Source organism: Dyadobacter psychrophilus (assembly GCF_900167945.1).
In the GTDB taxonomy this organism is placed as follows: Bacteria; Bacteroidota; Bacteroidia; order Cytophagales; family Spirosomataceae; genus Dyadobacter; species Dyadobacter psychrophilus.
Map to the genome: position 1 here is coordinate 1,484,190 of NZ_FUZA01000001.1, position 16,559 is coordinate 1,500,748.

General features: G+C 42.9%; 15 protein-coding genes. 8 read left to right on the forward strand and 7 right to left on the reverse strand.

The genetic code is table 11. From position 1 onward, the window contains the following. Window positions 1-29: 29 nt before the first annotated feature. Window positions 30-1,472, forward strand: coding sequence for an efflux transporter outer membrane subunit (locus tag B5X68_RS06320; RefSeq protein WP_082213752.1), 1,443 nt, complete (start codon window positions 30-32; stop codon window positions 1,470-1,472). A gap of 16 nt (window positions 1,473-1,488) precedes the next feature. Here B5X68_RS06320 and B5X68_RS06325 read toward each other — a convergent pair whose 3' ends face one another. The 5 genes from B5X68_RS06325 to B5X68_RS06345 are packed head-to-tail and all read right to left on the reverse strand — an operon-like array spanning window position 1,489 to window position 6,639. Continuing rightward, window positions 1,489-3,846, reverse strand: a complete 2,358-nt coding sequence (locus tag B5X68_RS06325; RefSeq protein ID WP_082213753.1) for a TonB-dependent receptor — start codon at window positions 3,844-3,846, stop codon at window positions 1,489-1,491. Window positions 3,847-3,866: 20 nt separating this feature from the next. Next, window positions 3,867-4,694 (reverse strand): DUF4249 domain-containing protein, encoded by an 828-nt coding sequence (locus B5X68_RS06330; RefSeq protein WP_170916587.1) that lies wholly within the window; start codon window positions 4,692-4,694, stop codon window positions 3,867-3,869. A gap of 55 nt (window positions 4,695-4,749) precedes the next feature. Further along, on the reverse strand, window positions 4,750-5,760 hold the full coding sequence (locus tag B5X68_RS06335) for a thioredoxin domain-containing protein (protein WP_082213755.1): 1,011 nt from the start codon (window positions 5,758-5,760) through the stop codon (window positions 4,750-4,752). A 2-nt stretch (window positions 5,761-5,762) separates the two neighbouring features. After that, a complete protein-coding gene (locus tag B5X68_RS06340; RefSeq protein ID WP_510185899.1) occupies window positions 5,763-6,347 on the reverse strand; it encodes a hypothetical protein in 585 nt (194 codons plus the stop codon). After that, window positions 6,283-6,639, reverse strand: a complete 357-nt coding sequence (locus B5X68_RS06345; RefSeq protein WP_141110197.1) for a hypothetical protein — start codon at window positions 6,637-6,639, stop codon at window positions 6,283-6,285. Before B5X68_RS06345 ends, B5X68_RS06340 begins: the two co-directional genes overlap by 65 nt. Before the next feature lie 287 nt (window positions 6,640-6,926). On the opposite strand from B5X68_RS06345, the gene B5X68_RS06350 reads away from it, so the two are divergent. After that, window positions 6,927-7,166 (forward strand): helix-turn-helix domain-containing protein, encoded by a 240-nt coding sequence (locus B5X68_RS06350; RefSeq protein WP_082213758.1) that lies wholly within the window; start codon window positions 6,927-6,929, stop codon window positions 7,164-7,166. 81 nt (window positions 7,167-7,247) lie between these two features. Here B5X68_RS06350 and B5X68_RS06355 read toward each other — a convergent pair whose 3' ends face one another. Both B5X68_RS06355 and bamJ read right to left on the reverse strand, forming a co-directional pair. Next, window positions 7,248-9,371 carry a carboxy terminal-processing peptidase gene (locus tag B5X68_RS06355; protein ID WP_082213759.1) on the reverse strand — a complete coding sequence of 708 codons (2,124 nt, stop codon included), beginning with the start codon at window positions 9,369-9,371 and terminating at the stop codon, window positions 7,248-7,250. A 13-nt stretch (window positions 9,372-9,384) separates the two neighbouring features. Beyond that, a complete protein-coding gene (gene bamJ / locus B5X68_RS06360) occupies window positions 9,385-10,143 on the reverse strand; it encodes a BamJ family beta-barrel-assembly machinery protein (RefSeq protein ID WP_082213760.1) in 759 nt (252 codons plus the stop codon). 289 nt (window positions 10,144-10,432) lie between these two features. Here bamJ and atpA point away from each other — a divergent pair, with 289 nt between their 5' ends. The 6 genes from atpA (at window position 10,433) to galU (ending at window position 16,524) form a co-directional block, all read left to right on the forward strand. Continuing rightward, window positions 10,433-12,010 (forward strand): F0F1 ATP synthase subunit alpha, encoded by a 1,578-nt coding sequence (gene atpA, locus B5X68_RS06365; RefSeq protein WP_082213761.1) that lies wholly within the window; start codon window positions 10,433-10,435, stop codon window positions 12,008-12,010. A gap of 5 nt (window positions 12,011-12,015) precedes the next feature. Further along, the gene (gene atpG / locus B5X68_RS06370) at window positions 12,016-12,900 is read left to right on the forward strand and encodes an ATP synthase F1 subunit gamma (RefSeq protein WP_082213762.1); all 885 of its coding nucleotides are present in this window, start codon (window positions 12,016-12,018) and stop codon (window positions 12,898-12,900) included. Between the two features lie 128 nt (window positions 12,901-13,028). Beyond that, the gene (locus B5X68_RS06375) at window positions 13,029-13,760 is read left to right on the forward strand and encodes an outer membrane lipoprotein-sorting protein (protein WP_082213763.1); all 732 of its coding nucleotides are present in this window, start codon (window positions 13,029-13,031) and stop codon (window positions 13,758-13,760) included. Window positions 13,761-13,897: 137 nt separating this feature from the next. After that, window positions 13,898-14,425 (forward strand): YceI family protein, encoded by a 528-nt coding sequence (locus tag B5X68_RS06380; protein ID WP_082213764.1) that lies wholly within the window; start codon window positions 13,898-13,900, stop codon window positions 14,423-14,425. Window positions 14,426-14,579: 154 nt separating this feature from the next. After that, window positions 14,580-15,575, forward strand: coding sequence for a mevalonate kinase family protein (locus tag B5X68_RS06385; RefSeq protein WP_082213765.1), 996 nt, complete (start codon window positions 14,580-14,582; stop codon window positions 15,573-15,575). Window positions 15,576-15,660: 85 nt separating this feature from the next. After that, on the forward strand, window positions 15,661-16,524 hold the full coding sequence (gene galU / locus B5X68_RS06390) for a UTP--glucose-1-phosphate uridylyltransferase GalU (RefSeq protein WP_082213766.1): 864 nt from the start codon (window positions 15,661-15,663) through the stop codon (window positions 16,522-16,524). Window positions 16,525-16,559: the final 35 nt, after the last annotated feature.

Here is a 16,559-nt window from a genome sequence, read left to right on the forward strand (position 1 = left end):
TCGGCTGCCTTCTCACAGATTTTAGATTAATGAAAACATATAAAATTATATATAACCTTCTGCTCGCAGGTGCACTTTCAGGTGTAGCTGGGTGCAAGCTTACGCAGCCCATTGAGCAGAAAGCGCGCATTGCTGCGCCTCAGACATTCGCCGGCCAAATCGATTCAACGGGCATAGCAGCCATTCAGTGGAAATCATTTTTTAAAGATGCCCAACTGGTGGCGCTGATCGATACGGCTCTTCAAAACAATCTGGATCTCAGAATTGCTGCGCAACGGATTGAAATGGCCAGAACAAACATTCTAGCAGCACAAGGCGCATTACTTCCTTCCGTCTCGGCGGAAGTGACCGGTGGAGGCCGGAAATTCGGCGATTACACCATGGACGGCGTGGGAAACTACGATACGAATTTCTCAGATAACATTGACGCGAACCGCCGACTCCCCGCTCCTTTCCTACCCGACTATTTTGTTGGATTGAGAAGCGCCTGGGAAATCGACATCTGGGGCAAGCTGAAAACGCAAAAAAAAGCGGCCTATAACCGCTTGCTGGCCACTGAAAAAGCACGCCATGCAATCGTTACTGGCCTTATTGCAGAAATTGCAAGTGCATATTACGAGCTGATCGCGCTGGATACTGAAATGGCGATCATTCAGAAGAACATTGCCTTGCAACAGTCGGCAGTGGAGACCATCAAGATCCAGAAAGAGGGCGGCCGGGCTAACGAGCTAGGCGTGCAACAGCTTAGCGCACAATTATTCAATACACAAAGTCTTGAAGTTGAAAAACAACAAGAGATCATTGAATCTGAAAATAAACTCAATTTGCTGCTGGGGCGGTTTCCGCAGCCCATTGTGCGCAGCACGATTTTAGAACAAACATTACCCCAAACCGCCCAGGCGGGAGTTCCTGCCAATATGCTGAGAAGACGACCGGACATTCAGCAAGCCCAGTTTGACCTCCTTGCCAATTATTCTGAGCAGCAGGCAGCGCAACTGGCGTTCCTGCCGTCATTAAACATTACTGCATTTCTTGGTTTTAATTCATTCAAAAGCAATTTGCTCCTCAATCCCGGCTCCATCGCCTATAACGCGATCGGAGGGCTTGCTGCACCACTTTTGAATAGGAAAGCATTGAAAGCGGGGCAAAAAAGAACCGAGGCCGCAAGCTTAGAAGCATTGTACACTTATAACAGAGCTGTCCTCACTGGTTTCAAGGAAGTAAGCACGAGTCTGAAAAAGCTGGAAAACAACAGAAAAGTCAATGACTTCAAAACCCAGGAAGTGGAAGTATTGCAGCAAGCCGTGGTTACCTCAAAAGACTTGTTTGCAACAGGTTATGCATCTTACCTGGAAGTGATCACCGCGCAACGAAGCGTTTTGGAAGCTGAGCTGTCGCTAACGGATGTTCAGAAGAACCAATATCTGGCTTTAATAGAATTATATCGCTCGCTAGGCGGCGGTTGGGAATAATGATTACTACTAATCTTTAAAATTTAAATCCATAGCTAAAAAACGGCATTACACCGTAAAGCGATATGGCTGAGACACGGGAAAGCGTATAAGGCTGACTAAAAGTATCGGTTTCGACTTGAGCAGAGAACAAGTTTCGTTTATCGTAAACATTAAAGATACCGATGACGAATTGTCTTTCCCATTTCTTCCTTGTTTTGGTAAACATAGCTTGCAGGTCAAGCCGGTGAAAAGCCGGCAACCTGTAACCGTTTCTGCTGTTATAGTAATTGAAAGTTGCACCCATGTATTCATATGCACCGATCGGAAATGATGCTGCACCGCCGGAATTATATTGAAAGTCCATGGAAAGTGCAATCTTCTTATTTGCATGAAATGTTGTTACAAATGACAAGCTGTGCCTGCGGTCATACCGGGCAGGATAAGCTTTCCCAGCATTAACCCCTTCAATCGTACGATCGGTTTTGGACAATGTGTAAGTAACCCAGCCGGTCACCCGTCCTGTCTTCTTTTCGAGCATTGTTTCCAGCCCGCGCGCATTTCCTTTTCCCGAGCGCACTTGTGAATCCACGTATTGATTTACAAACAGGTTTGCATTATCAATAAGATCGATTACACCATACATCCATTTTTGATAACCCTCTACTGAAACTGCATAATGTCTAAATAAATATTTGTAGCCCAAGGAAATCAGGTTGGCTGACTGAGGTCGGACAATTCTATTGGAGGGAAGCCAAATGTCAGTCGGTAAGCCAACAGCGGAAGAACTCAACAAATGGGCATATTGCCTGGAACGGTTGAAAGCAAATGAAAATACAGAATTGCTGTCCGGAGTAAAATTCATTGACAACCTGGGCTCAACACCAGATCTGAAATTGATCACACGGCCACCATTGTAATGTGTCGAATCCTTTACCGTTTTCCTGTCCTCAGAATATTGATAGGCAACTCCCTCACCAAGCAAGGAATAAGTCACCATTCGGACACCAAGACAGGCAGATAACTGCTTGGTAAATTGTTTGGAGTAACCTACAAAAACCACAACTTGGAGCGTATGCTTACGCTCCAAGTCAAACGGTCGCGTTAGTGAACTATCAGACCTTGGCTTGATCGATCCCGGACTGTATCGTGTATACGTTAGTGAAGTCCCCGCTTTCAATGAGGCGATGTGATCAATAAAGTAATCCCATTCATTTTTTAAGCCAACTTCCTGCAAACCTGCTTTCCACTCAAAATCCCGGCGATCCATGAGCAAGCTGTAATTATAACCGTAGTTGCTAAAATATGCTGCTGTATTTGAAAACAGATTATCCTTCTGAATATGGTTCCACCTGAAAGAAACTGTATTGTTTTGCCACTTCATGAAAGTGCCTTGTTGAAAAAGATAATATTTGAACCAGTCCTTTCCCGCGTAGCCCGACAAAAAAAATTGATCTCTACCATTCTTCTGTTTCCAGTTTATTTTGGCATTCAGGTCATAAAATCTGATATCATTATTTTCTGTGAAATTTCGAAATGGATAGATGTGCAGATACTGTGCCGTTTTGCCCAATAAATTTGCTGTGTTACCCGCATAGCTGTATCTGCCGGAAACAATGAATGACGATTGCTCCTTTTGAATCGGTCCCTCGATGGTTAATTTACTGGCAATTGCTCCCAATCCACCTGAGACATTTAGTTTATTAATGTTGCCTTCTTTCATTTTTAGGTAAACCACGGAGGACAATCTTCCGCCAAACTGAGCGGGAATTGTTCCCTTATAGATGTCAACCGACTTGATAGCATCAGTATTAAACACGGAAAAGAAGCCTAATGCATGCGATGCGTTATAAACGGGCGCTTCGTCCAGTAAAATTAACGTTTGATCAAATGATCCTCCACGCACTGAAAGGCCCGTATTTCCTTCGACCGCAGCTTTAATTCCTGGAAGATATTGCAGCGCTTGAAATATATCCGCTTCTCCAGTCATAGTGCCCATACTTTCCACCTGGCTCATTTGGATGCTGGCTTTTCCCAGGACGATGTTACTTAAATCAACCTGATCGCGCTCTCCAATCTGAATTTCCCTAAGCTGTTGATTTACAGGATTTAATTGTATATCCAGCTTCATGTTTCCAAGCAAATCAACACGAACTATTTTTTTGGTATAACCCAGATAAGAAATTTCTATCTGATAAATTCCTTTCATGAGACTCAGCGAATAGTAGCCATATCCATTGCTCTGCATGCCAGTTTCGAGTCCGGCGATCCGGAAACTGGCATTTGCCAGGCTTTCTCCGGAAACGACATCCGTAACCTTGCCGCTGACATTAAATTTTTGAGCGCAGATCGAAAATGACAAGAAAATTGCGACTACAAAAAGCAGTTTAGCCATGAAAGTTAGTAGAGGTTCGTCTAAAAAGATAGCGCATGGAAAGGATATGAATCAAGGCTGACTACGTGAAAAAACCCGACTACTTTATGATCGCTTTTGATATTTGTTGGATGATTTGCCGGTGATGGCGAGTAAACACCACCATCGCTTTTTAAAGCATCTAATAATGCCTGATAATAGGCAAAGCATTCTGGAGTGACTGAATAAAGAATGGCTAGATAATTTCCACTAAGATTTTGTACAAAGTCATCTTTTGGCATGGACGGCAGGTTCACATTGATGCCGTTGACATACGCTGGTAAATATTGATCATCCAGAAGCAATAAACCCCAGTGGCCCTTAGGGAATATCACCTCGCAAGGATTTTTTGGTTCGTTACTAGCATCATAGCAAACTTTCGCCATATAATAATTTTTCTCTTCAAGTGGCTCCTTAAAATATATGAATGGTAATGTGCTGTTAAATTTTCCTGAAGATCCATATATCGAATCTAACCTTAGTGAGTCGATCTTTGGTGGGCGAGGCATAGTGGCAGTTGCCTCATAGATTTGCCCACCCACATCTATTTTTAACTTGTAGGTTCTATTAGGCTTACAAATCAGATTGTTTGAAAAATAGTATCCTTTGAAAAGGTCATCGTAATTGTATCCTTGCTCAAGAGTATCGCTTTCACCACTATCAGAACTGACTACAATGAGCGCATCATCTACGGGTAGAACCTGCTTATCTTGCACTTGGCGAAGCCATGTTAGGCGTACATAGTTTCCCGTATTCAGATTATTAAATTCACTTTCCACAACCAGCACTTTTTCATTGCCTTTAAGCAAATGCAACTCGACATTCTGCACGCATGAAAAAGGAGTCAGCAACAGCAAGAACGATATAGAGACGGGTAAGTACACATCATTTAAGAGACTTCTCAATAAACTGGCCCAAAACTTCTTCCGATATCTCACCATAATAAATTCTGTTATTGATAATGATTGTGGGCGTGACCGTAATGCCCAGCGCTCTCAACCGCTCCATGTTAGCATTTATTTCGGTAGCAACCTGTCCATCATGCATACAAGCTTCGCAAACTGTTTTGTCTAGATTCAAGTCTGAAATCAAGTCCTCTATTCTGGTAGAACTGTTTTCTCCCTTTTGATATAACAATTCATGCGCTTCCCAAAATTTTCCTTGCCTGGCAGCACACTCAGAAAATAATATTGATTTGTTAAGCGATGATGAGAGACGTAGATATTCAAAGCGAACCTTATCCCCATACTTTTTAAAGATCTTTTTCAAGACCGGTTCCTTACTTTGACATACTGGACAATCAAAATCTGATACAATGGTGACGGAATTTTGCGATTGTAGATTTCCTCTTTTGTAGGTCACAACGCCTCTTAAATCCAGTTTAGGTGTTTCTGGCGGCTCAAGTGAAATACTTACTTCGTATTTCGCTCTTAGCTCTTTGTTGGAAGTAAGCTTCAGAAATTTCACATAGCTTTCTTCCAAAATCCGCTGGCCTTCTGGCGTATCTAACGGAATAAGTTTAAATGGATTTTTTTCATCAACCACCCCACACATTAAAGCATTATCCGTTATGTATTGGTCTTTTGTTAATTTTCTCTTCAATTCTGCAATTTTCAGAGCAGTAACTGAGTCCACGTTGATGTGATGTGCCTTTGCCTCCTTTGCTATCAGCTTATTGTAAATGAGCTCATTCATTGCAATTCTCCTGACATCGTAGATTGCAAAAAGATATTCGAAGAGCGAGTTTTTGACAAGGTTGTCAACTTCCTCCATAGTAATCTCCTCGCCTTCCACCTTTGCAACTGTTCTTCCTTTCGACTGCTTCTTACACGAGTAATAGCTAGCAAGAATAATAAGGAGCAATCCAATGATTACGGATTTACTTTTTAGACCCATCCTTACCTAACCCGACGGATATTAAATGTTGTATTGGCAGGATCGTTAGTACGGTCTACACCCTTGCCCTGCACAGATGATGCGTGTGTAATTGCATTAGTAGTCCAGTCCACAGAATAGAGCTGATTAGCATTATTTTTATTTTCGTCATCTGTATGAAATGTCCCCATTCCAGCTGCTCCGCCTACAACAGGTGAAGTAAATGTCCCAAAAACTCCATAAGCAAAACCCAGATCGGGAAACTCGGCCGCTTGATTGACTCCTGGCGTATTCTTGCCAGCAATTGCCCAGAATTGAAGGTTGATTCCTTGGCTATTTAATGTGTTTGGACCAAGGTCACCGGAATAGAGTGTATTTTTATTGCTATTGTCTTCATTATCAAAATAGACATTCCAAACTCTGGGCTCCATAAACGTTGTTTTATTGTTTCCCAGACGAACCAGCAAATATTGGGTAGCAGTGTTTAAGGTCATGAATGTGAAGGCACCTCCCCAAACAGAACATATGGTATGCTCACCATTATTATTGGCATTTAAATACCAAGATCCCGTCCAACCAGACGTTGGAAGAACTTCCGTTGTCTTGATTGTCCATCATAAATTTAATTTTAGTGGAACCAGCTGGACATGCATCATTTAAAGGAATGACACCAACAGGATAGGCCTCTGAGAAATCACTAGTCTCATTATATCTAGATTCAAAAACTTGTTGATAGGCCAGGAGTTTTGATTTGACCACTGCCATAACCTCAGGCGAAGCCTGGCTTTCTAGTTCTATGGACCCACCAGTTTCAACCTTGATCTCCCCCTCCTTGTAAGCGGTTTCGATCTTTTCGATCGCCCTGGAAATTGAAGCTCCATCTGTATCTAACGCATTCATAATTTGCGATGTGTCAGAAGTCAGAGCAACTTCATCTTGACACGCTTGCAATAGTAATAGTGCGCACAGAAAAAAGGGCAGTATTAATCGATTTCTTGTAATGTGTGATGACATATCTCGTGGAACTTAGATTTTAAATAACTCTACAAATAGATACATCTATCTCACCAAGACCAAAATTATATGGTTGTACAATACGCCTCGGCTGGTTGTATTTTACAACTTGACGGTTCTGCGTAAAAAGTATATTTTGCACCAGTCTTTATACACACTAAACCAAACCTTCCATGCCCGCCTTTAGTGAAAAAATCCGTGCTGTCAGAATGATGAAAGGGATTAAACAATCGGAATTGGCCTGTTTTTTAAATGTCAAGCAGCAGTCCATTAGCAAGTTGGAAAATGACAAAACCAACATCAGTGATGAGATCGCAGCTAAGATTGCGAATTATTTAGGCTTTCGAAGCAAAGAGGAGATGGAAGTATTTTATGAGAAACATATCCATAAACATTGCTTGGAAAAAGTCTGACCATTTGAAAAAAAACCAGCAAAGACACAAAAAAGGCCCGGACTGTATGCAGTCCGGGCCATAAAAATATGATTATTAAAACTACTTCTTCTTAGTTCCCGCCAAGCTTGGCTCTTTCGAGATCACGATCAAATCGGCTAGCATGCGGCTGGTTTCAGTCAAATAGATATCTTTCTTTTTCTTAACCTCTTTTGGGGCTTCAACAGCTTTGCCGTCTTCTTCCTCATCATCACCATCTGCATTATCTTCTCCCAGTTGCTTCATAGCCAATCTTTTCTTCTCAGCTTCGTCACGTTCTATTTTGCGTTTTGACTCTTGCAAAGAGACCATTTTGTTTTCACGCGCCACTTTGAACTCATCAAGTGTTTTAACCAATGTTTTCAATTCTTCATCAGTTTTCAAACGCTGGTTGTATTTGCTTTTAAGCTGGTCAACAACTTTCGCGTTAATGTTGTTGGTTGGCTCATAGCGCGAAGAAGCAATTTGATCCCAGGGTAATGCGCTTGGTTGAGAACCTTCTCCATATTCATTTACTTTAAATGCGGTTGGCAATTCCAGATCAGGCATTACACCTTTTAACTGCGTGCTGCTTCCGTTTATTCTGTAGAATTTAGCAACAGTTAGTTTCACTTGTCCCAACTGATCCGTCTCTTTTGGCACCCATTGGTTCAGGTCAATCAATGTTTGAACGGTTCCTTTCCCGTATGTCTGCTCCCCTACAATAATACCACGTTTGTAATCCTGAATGGCTGCTGCAAAAATCTCTGATGCAGAAGCGCTGAAACGATTTACCATAACAGCCATTGGGCCATCATAAGCAACGGCTGGATCATTGTCAGACTGCACTTCAACTTCTCCCTGGCCTTCCTTAACCTGTACAACCGGTCCTTTGTTAATGAACAAACCTGTTAGCGAAACTGCTTCGGTCAAAGAACCACCGCCATTGTTTCGTAAGTCGATCACGATTCCGTCCACATTAGAAGCTTGCAGCTCAGTAATAAGCTTTTGGACGTCGCGTGTTGTGCTTGAAAACTCCTTTTCCTTATGCTGAGCACCTTCGAAATCGCGGTAGAAAAGTGGAATGTCAATTACACCGACCTTGTATTCCTTATTAGCATTGTTTACAGAAACGATCTCGCTTTTCGCACGCTGCTCTTCCAGCTTAATTTTTTCACGCACCAATCTGTATTCTTTTGGAGGTGTCCCTGGAAGCGCATCTGCCGAAATGATCTGCAAACGAACAACCGTTGATTTTGGGCCTTTGATCAACTTCACAGCGTCGTCAACAAACCAGCCAACGATATCAACCATTTTGCCTTCGTCACCTTGGGCTACGGCAATGATCTTATCTTCCTTTTTAAGTTGCTTTCCTTTAAATGCAGGTCCGCCAGGGATTACTTCCACAATTTTGATATAATTATCTTCCTCGCGAAGCAATGCTCCGATCCCCTCCAGGGACTGGCTCATTTCCTGCTTGAAACGGTCTGCCGAAGTTGGTGCCATATAGCTCGTATGCGGGTCCATAGACTCTGCATAGGCATTCATATACATTTGAAAAACCTGTTCCGTACGAATGCGGCCTAACGCGCGATCACGGTTTTTGTAACGGTCTTTCAACATAGTCACAACCGCCGTATCCGCTTTTCCAGAAAGTTTCAGATCAAGGGCTTCACTTTTCAAATATTTCCGCCATGTATCATTCAGCTCATCCGTAGTTTTAGCCCAGGTAGCTTTCTCGCGGTCTGTGTTCATGGATTCGTCTGCTGTAAAGTCAAATGGTTTTGGCTCTTTCAGCAACGCCTGAATGTAGTCACTTCTCTCCTTGTAGCGTTTTCTGAAAACATTGTACATGCTAAAAGGCACGTCCAGTTCTCTCTTCTGGAGATAGTCATCAAATGAATTTTTGTATTGTTCAAAATCTTTAAGATCGCTGGCCAGGTAGTAAAGTTTGCCATGATCTATTGCGTCAACGTACTTATCAAAGATCGCCTGTGATAGCGAATCGCTGAGCCTGGTCTTTCTGTAGTGATAACTCGAAAGAATACGGGTCGTCAGCTCCTCAGCTTTAAACTGAGCAGGAATAGGCTTGATATCCTCATCCATTGACACCTCTGCGGCTGGTGTTAAAGCCGCTTTTTCCTGAACAGGCCCCTTCTGCCAGCCCAGTAATACTACCGGAATAAGCGTGATTAAGTACTTTTTCATTGTTGAACGTTTGCTATTTAACAATTTCTAATAATTCAACCTCAAATACCAGCGCTGAATAAGCCGGGATCTGAGGGCCTGCTGCACGCTCTCCATATGCAAGCTGGTAAGGAATGAATAATTTCCATTTCGAACCAACGGGCATAAGCTGTAGCGCCTCTGTCCACCCTTTAATCACACCGTTAACCGGAAACTCTACAGGCTCGCCTCGATCCACCGAACTGTCAAAAACCGTTCCATTGGTTAATGTCCCATGATAATGGGTCTTCACTTTATCTGTGGCGGTAGGCTTAGGACCATCCCCTGTTTTAATAACCTGATATTGAAGGCCACTTTCAGTAGTAGTAACCCCCTCTTTTTTCTTATTTTCTGCTAGAAATTTTTCTCCTTCGACTCTAAACACGGCCCCTTTTTCTTCAGTTATTTTTTGAAAATATTCCCCTATAAATTTGTTGGCATCCTCTGGCGTAAAGGCCGTTTTTCCACCTTTAAGCGAAGCATTGATGGTTTTTGTCAAAACTTCTGTATTAATATCCGTGATTCCTTGTGAACTTAATGAATTTGAGAAGCTTACACCGATCGCCGCCGACAAAGAATCCATCTGATTTTTGAGTACGGCAGGGGTTGCTGCTGCTTTTACTGGTGTGCCCGGCGCCTTCTTAACTGCTGCTGCCGGTTTTGTTGTCTTTTTGATAGTCTGTGCTGTGCTTCCTGTTGTTACCAAAACTGCTAAAACGAAGGCTGCTAAAATGGTTTTTTCTAATTTGTACATTACGATTGGAGAATGGTCAATTAAATTGAAATTCGATTTATAAGTGTTATTAACGAACTCAATTACAACAAAAACACAAATAGTACCTAAAAAAGTTTTAAAAATGTTAATTATGAGGGATGAACGGCAAATTCTTTTCCCGTGAAGCAGGTAATCGAAATGCCTTGGAAAAATCTAATTTTTAGTGACAGGTTTTACTCCAAACATTCTTTTTATACCAAAATAAAACGCTACCTTTGCGGCAGTTTTCAAAAACTTACTACTATACTTTCAATAAGTCAATTATACTATGGTATCTGTTAGACCGGATGAAGTTTCGGCCATCCTGCGCGAACAACTTGCAGGAGCTAAATCAGAAGCAGAACTCGAAGAAGTAGGAACAGTCCTTCAGGTTGGCGACGGTGTTGCCCGCATTTATGGCCTTTCCCAGGTGCAGGCAGGTGAGCTGCTTGTTTTCGAGAACGGCCTTAAAGCCCTCGCGCTTAACCTCGAGGAAGACAACGTCGGAGCCGTGTTGCTGGGTGATTTTAGCGACATCAAGGAAGGAGCCACCGTGAAGCGTACAAAAGAAATTGCTTCTGTAAAGGTTGGAGACGGAATTATAGGCCGCGTTGTAAATACACTCGCTGAACCAATCGACGGAAACGGTCCGTTGACAGGTGACCTTTATGAAATGCCACTTGAGCGTAAAGCGCCAGGGGTTATCTTCCGTCAGCCTGTAACTGAGCCTCTTCAAACTGGTATCAAGGCAATCGACGCAATGATCCCCATCGGCCGTGGCCAGCGGGAATTGATCATCGGTGACCGCCAGACTGGTAAGACGGCAGTTGCTATTGATACGATTATCAATCAAAAAGAATATTTCGACAAAGGCGAACCTGTATTCTGTATTTATGTAGCCTGCGGACAAAAAGCATCAACCATCAAAGGGATTGAAGCTACACTTCGTCGCTACGGAGCAATGGATTATACAGTTATCGTTGCTGCCGGAGCATCGGATCCTTCACCAATGCAATTTTATGCGCCATTTACAGGTGCAGCGATTGGTGAATTCTTCCGTGATACAGGCCGTCCTGCTTTGGTTATCTATGATGACCTTTCGAAGCAAGCGGTTTCATATCGTGAAGTGTCCCTGCTTCTTCGCCGCCCTCCGGGACGTGAAGCTTATCCAGGTGACGTATTTTATCTGCATAGCCGCCTTTTGGAGCGTGCAGCGAAAATCATCGCGGATGATACAATTGCAAGAAACATGAACGACCTTCCTCCTTCATTGAAAGGAATTGTTAAAGGTGGTGGTTCGTTAACTGCTCTCCCAATTATCGAAACACAAGCGGGAGACGTTTCAGCATATATTCCGACAAACGTAATTTCTATTACCGACGGTCAGATCTTCTTGGAGTCTAACTTGTTTAACTCTGGTATCCGTCCAGCCATCAACGTGGGTATTTCGGTATCACGTGTGGGTGGTAATGCACAGATCAAGTCGATGAAGAAGGTTTCAGGAACATTGAAACTGGATCAGGCGCAATTCCGTGAATTGGAAGCGTTTGCAAAATTCGGTTCTGACCTTGATGCGGCTACGAAACTTGCGATTGACAGAGGTCGCCGTAACCAGGAAGTTTTGAAACAACCTCAATACGCACCGGTTCCTGTTGAGCAACAAGTGGCAACGGTTTATGCTTCTACAAAAGGTTTGCTTGACTTAGTTGACGTTAACCGGGTGAAGGAATTTGAAAAAGATTTCCTTACTGTTTTGAGCGCTCAGCATAAAGACACTTTATTGGCCTTGCGTGCAGGAAAACTGGATAACAGTGTAACCGACGTGATTGATAAAGTTGCGCGTGAAGTTGCTGTAAAATATCGTTAAACATTATGGCGAGCTTAAAAGAAGTCCGTAACCGGATCGTATCCGTTAATTCCACACAGCAAATCACCAAAGCCATGAAAATGGTTGCGGCTGCAAAGTTGCGCAGGGCACAGGATAACATCATGCAAATGAGACCTTACGCCCAGAAGCTCGGTGAAATGCTTACAACTGTTTCTTCAGGTGCAGAAAGTGCGGTGGATAGCCCCTTGAAAACGGTTCGTCCGATTGAAAAGGTGCTTATCGTGGTTGTAACTTCTGACCGTGGATTGTGTGGTGCTTTCAACACCAATATTGTGAAAGCAACATTGCTGTTGATTGAGCAGAAATATGCTGCGCAAGCTGCCAGAGGAAATGTCGAGATTTTTGCAATCGGAAAAAAAGGTGCAGAATCTCTCGCAAAAAGAGGTTTCGTAGTGAATAAAAACTACATGGACCTTTTTGGGAGATTGAATTTCGTGGCTGTTAAACAGGCTGCGGAAGAAATCATGAAAGCGTTTTCAGACGGTCAGTACGATGCTGTTGATTTGGTTTACAATGAATTTAAAAACGTAGCAACCCAGATCATCCACACAGATCGTTTCTTGCCGATTACAGCAGAGGATAAGACAACAAGAACAAAAACAGCTGAGGTTAACTATATTTTCGAACCGACTGAGGAAGAAATTCTTGCTGAGTTAATTCCAAAATCATTGAAAATCCAGCTTTATCGCTCTGTTCTGGAATCCAATGCATCCGAACAAGGCGCTCGTATGACTGCGATGGATAAGGCAACCGAAAATGCTCAGGAGCTTTTGAAAGAACTGAAATTAGTCTACAACCGTACGCGTCAGGCTGCGATTACAACTGAAATTCTTGAAATTGTTGGCGGAGCAGAAGCTTTGAAGAACTAACAGGGTTAAGAAATATCTTTATTAAAACGGGCGGATATTGATTTATCTGCCCGTTTTTGTTTCAAATCTTGCCATATTCACAATATCGAAGCTCCGCGGGAGTTCAAATTAAAACAAACGAACATTTCATGCAGAAATCAATCTTATTCAGATCACTGGTCGCCATATTTCTCCTGGGAGTTATACATTTTGCTGCCGCTCAGAATGTGGACGAAATCATTGACAAACATATCAAAGCAATGGGCGGTGCGGACAAATTATCCAAATTGCAAAGTCTGAAAATCACAGCCGACATGGAGGTGATGAATATGAAAGTGCCCATCAGCACTATCATAGTGCAGGACAAGGGTTTTCGCAGTGAAACGACGGTGCAAGGCATGACCGTTGTGCAGGCGATCAGCGGCAATACAGGCTGGACCATTAATCCGATGGCCGGACAAACCACGGCAACGGCGTTACCCGAAGAATCGGTAAAAGCCATGGCTACTGAAACGGACTTAACCGGCTTATATAATTACAAGCAAAAGGGTTATGCCCTAACCCTTGATGGCGAGGAGGATTTAGCTGGTGCAAAAGTTTACAAAGTGTCTATGGCTTTGAAAAATGGCACCAAGCGGATTAATTATATTTCAAAAGACACATTTTACATTCTCAAAATGATCGTTCAGACCACGATCAATGGACAGGAGGTGAAATCTGAAAATACGCAATCCGATTTCCGCCAGGTTGATGGCGTAACTTATCCTTACACGTCGGAAGTTTCCACAACCGCCATGCCGGGAACAACTATGGTATTAAAAATCAGCTCACTGGAAGTTAATCCAAAAATAGATCCCAAGATTTTCGAGATGCCAAAGTGACATTTTGCAGACATAACAATTGGTTAAAAAAAATCCCGGACAGAAAATATCCGGGATTTTTTTTAACCAATTTGAAACTAATTTTTAATAATACATGTATATACATTAAATGTAAAAACATTAAATATTTATAGATCATGGCTACTACAACATGGGTTATTGACCCGACACATTCAGAGGTTCAGTTCAAAGTGAAACATTTGGTAATTTCAACTGTTACAGGTTCTTTCAAATCTTTCGAAGGTTCAGTAAAAACAGAAACTGAGGATTTTGACGGTGCAACTGTTCAGTTTTCAGCAGACGTTACCAGTATAGATACAAATCAGGCACAGCGCGATGAGCACTTGAAATCAGGTGATTTCTTTGACGCGGCGAAACATCCTAAGCTTACTATTAAAGGAACATTAGTTAAAAAAGGAGACGAAAGCTACACTTTGCAAGGCGACCTGACCGTGAAAGATGTGACCAAAGCAATTGAATTTGCTGTCGAATACGGTGGTAACATGACCGACTTTTACGGAAACAACAAATCAGGTTTTGAAATTACGGGTAAAATCAACCGTAAAGAATTTGGTCTTGAATGGAGCGCTGTTACCGAAGCAGGCGGCGTGGTTGTAGGCGACGACGTGAAATTGATCGCTAATATTCAGGTTGTAAAACAATAAGATATATCAGTAAACCAGTCTCAGTGAAGCGTGGGCGTTGAATCGTCCCGCTTTTTTTGTGCCCGGTCGTTTTTGAATAATTGTCAGCATATCAGGGCAAAATCGCTTTGTATCGTCATTAAGTTATTACTTTTGACCAAAAAAGATTTTCACCTTGATAATTGAAACACGTGCATACGCCCGGGCCGGGCTGCTTGGCAATCCTTCTGATGGTTTTTTTGGCAAAACAATTTCCATTTCTGTCAGAAATTTTGGCGCTTCCATTTCATTATATGAATCTCCCGAACTCCACATTGAATCGGAGCCGCAGGATGAAAGCACATTTCGCAGCATTTTCCACTTGCGGGACACGGTTAGCATGCTGGGTTACAACGGCGGGATTCCTTTGATCAAAGCCGGCATTAAAAAATTCGGCGACTACTGTGAAGACAACGGGATCCGGCTTCCTAACCGCAATTTCACCGTTCGTTACCGCTCTTCGATCCCACGTCAGGTAGGAATGTCGGGTTCAAGCGCGATCGTGGTTGCGCTTTTCAGGGCGCTTATGCAGTTTTATAAGGTTGAAATTCCCATTGAAATCCTTCCGCAGCTTGTCATGGTAACCGAAACTGAAGAACTGGGCATTACTGCCGGTTTGCAGGATCGGGTTATACAATGTTACGAAGGCTGTGTCTATATGGATTTCGATAAAAAACTAATTGATAATCAGGGTTATGGAATGTACGAGCGCATTAACCCGGCGCTGTTGCCTAAGCTTTATGTTGCATATAACACCAACCTCAGTAAAGTGTCAGGGAAAGTACATAGTGATGTCCGGACGCGTTTTGATCGCGGCGAAACCGATGTGATTGACGTTTTGGGCCAGATTGCGAAAAAAGCGGCTGATGGCCGCGAAGCACTTTTGGAAGGCCGCGCGCATGATCTGCACCAGTTGATGAATGAGAATTTCGACTTGCGCTGTAAAATTTACAATGTGCCCGAATCCAATAAAAGACTGATTAACGCAGCCCGATCATGCGGCGCATCTGCAAAATTTGCGGGATCCGGCGGAACGATCATTGGCATTTATCACGACGATGATATGCTGAACCAGCTTTTTGTGGAGCTAAAAAAACACAACGCGCGGGTTATCAGGCCATTTGTTGTGTAAATTTTCGCTGTCATACTGCCTTAAAATATTTATTTACAAACACTTATAAACCGAAAGCCGAAAGCTGACGGCCGAAAGCCAACTTATGATTCGTAAAGCTGTAATTCCTGCTGCCGGACTTGGAACGCGGTTTCTTCCCGCAACCAAATCGATGCCCAAAGAAATGCTTCCCATTATCGACATTCCTACGATCCAATATGTGGTGCAGGAAGCAGTTGATTCGGGAATTGAAGACATTTTGATCATTTCAGGAAAAGGAAAACGTGCCATTGAAGACCATTTCGACCGCAATGTTGAACTGGAAAGCCGTTTGGAAGAGAAAGAAGATTTAATGTGGTTCAACGAAATGCGCCGCCTGGCCGACATGGCCAATGTGCATTTTGTACGTCAGAAAGAAGCTAACGGATTGGGCGATGCCATTTACTACGCACGCCATCACGTTGGTAATGAACCATTTGCAGTGCTGCTGGGCGACACCATTATGGATTCTGTAATCCCGGTTACGCAGCAGTTAATGGACACTTACGAGCAATATGGCGGCTCCGTTATCGCGGTTGAGGAAGTGCCTGCAAACAAAGTAAACCGCTACGGAATTGTAGGCGGCACGTCATTAAGTGATACGATATTGGAGCTTAGTACACTGATTGAAAAACCAGCCATCGATCTTGCACCTTCCAATCTGGCAATTGCCGGACGTTACATTCTAACGCCTGAAATTTTTAACACGATCGAGCAAACACCAAAAGGCAAAAACAACGAAATTCAACTAACCGACTCGTTATTGCTGCTTTTAAAACGCGAAAACATCTACGCCCACCACATCGAAGGCAAACGCCACGACATTGGTGACAAACTGGATTATCTGAAAACGACGGTTGAATTTGCTTTGAAAAGAAAAGAGTTCGCAGAGCCTTTCAGGCAGTTTTTGATTGATATTTTGAATAAGTAGGGAGTTTACTGGCCTTGTCAGCCTGAGCGGACCGG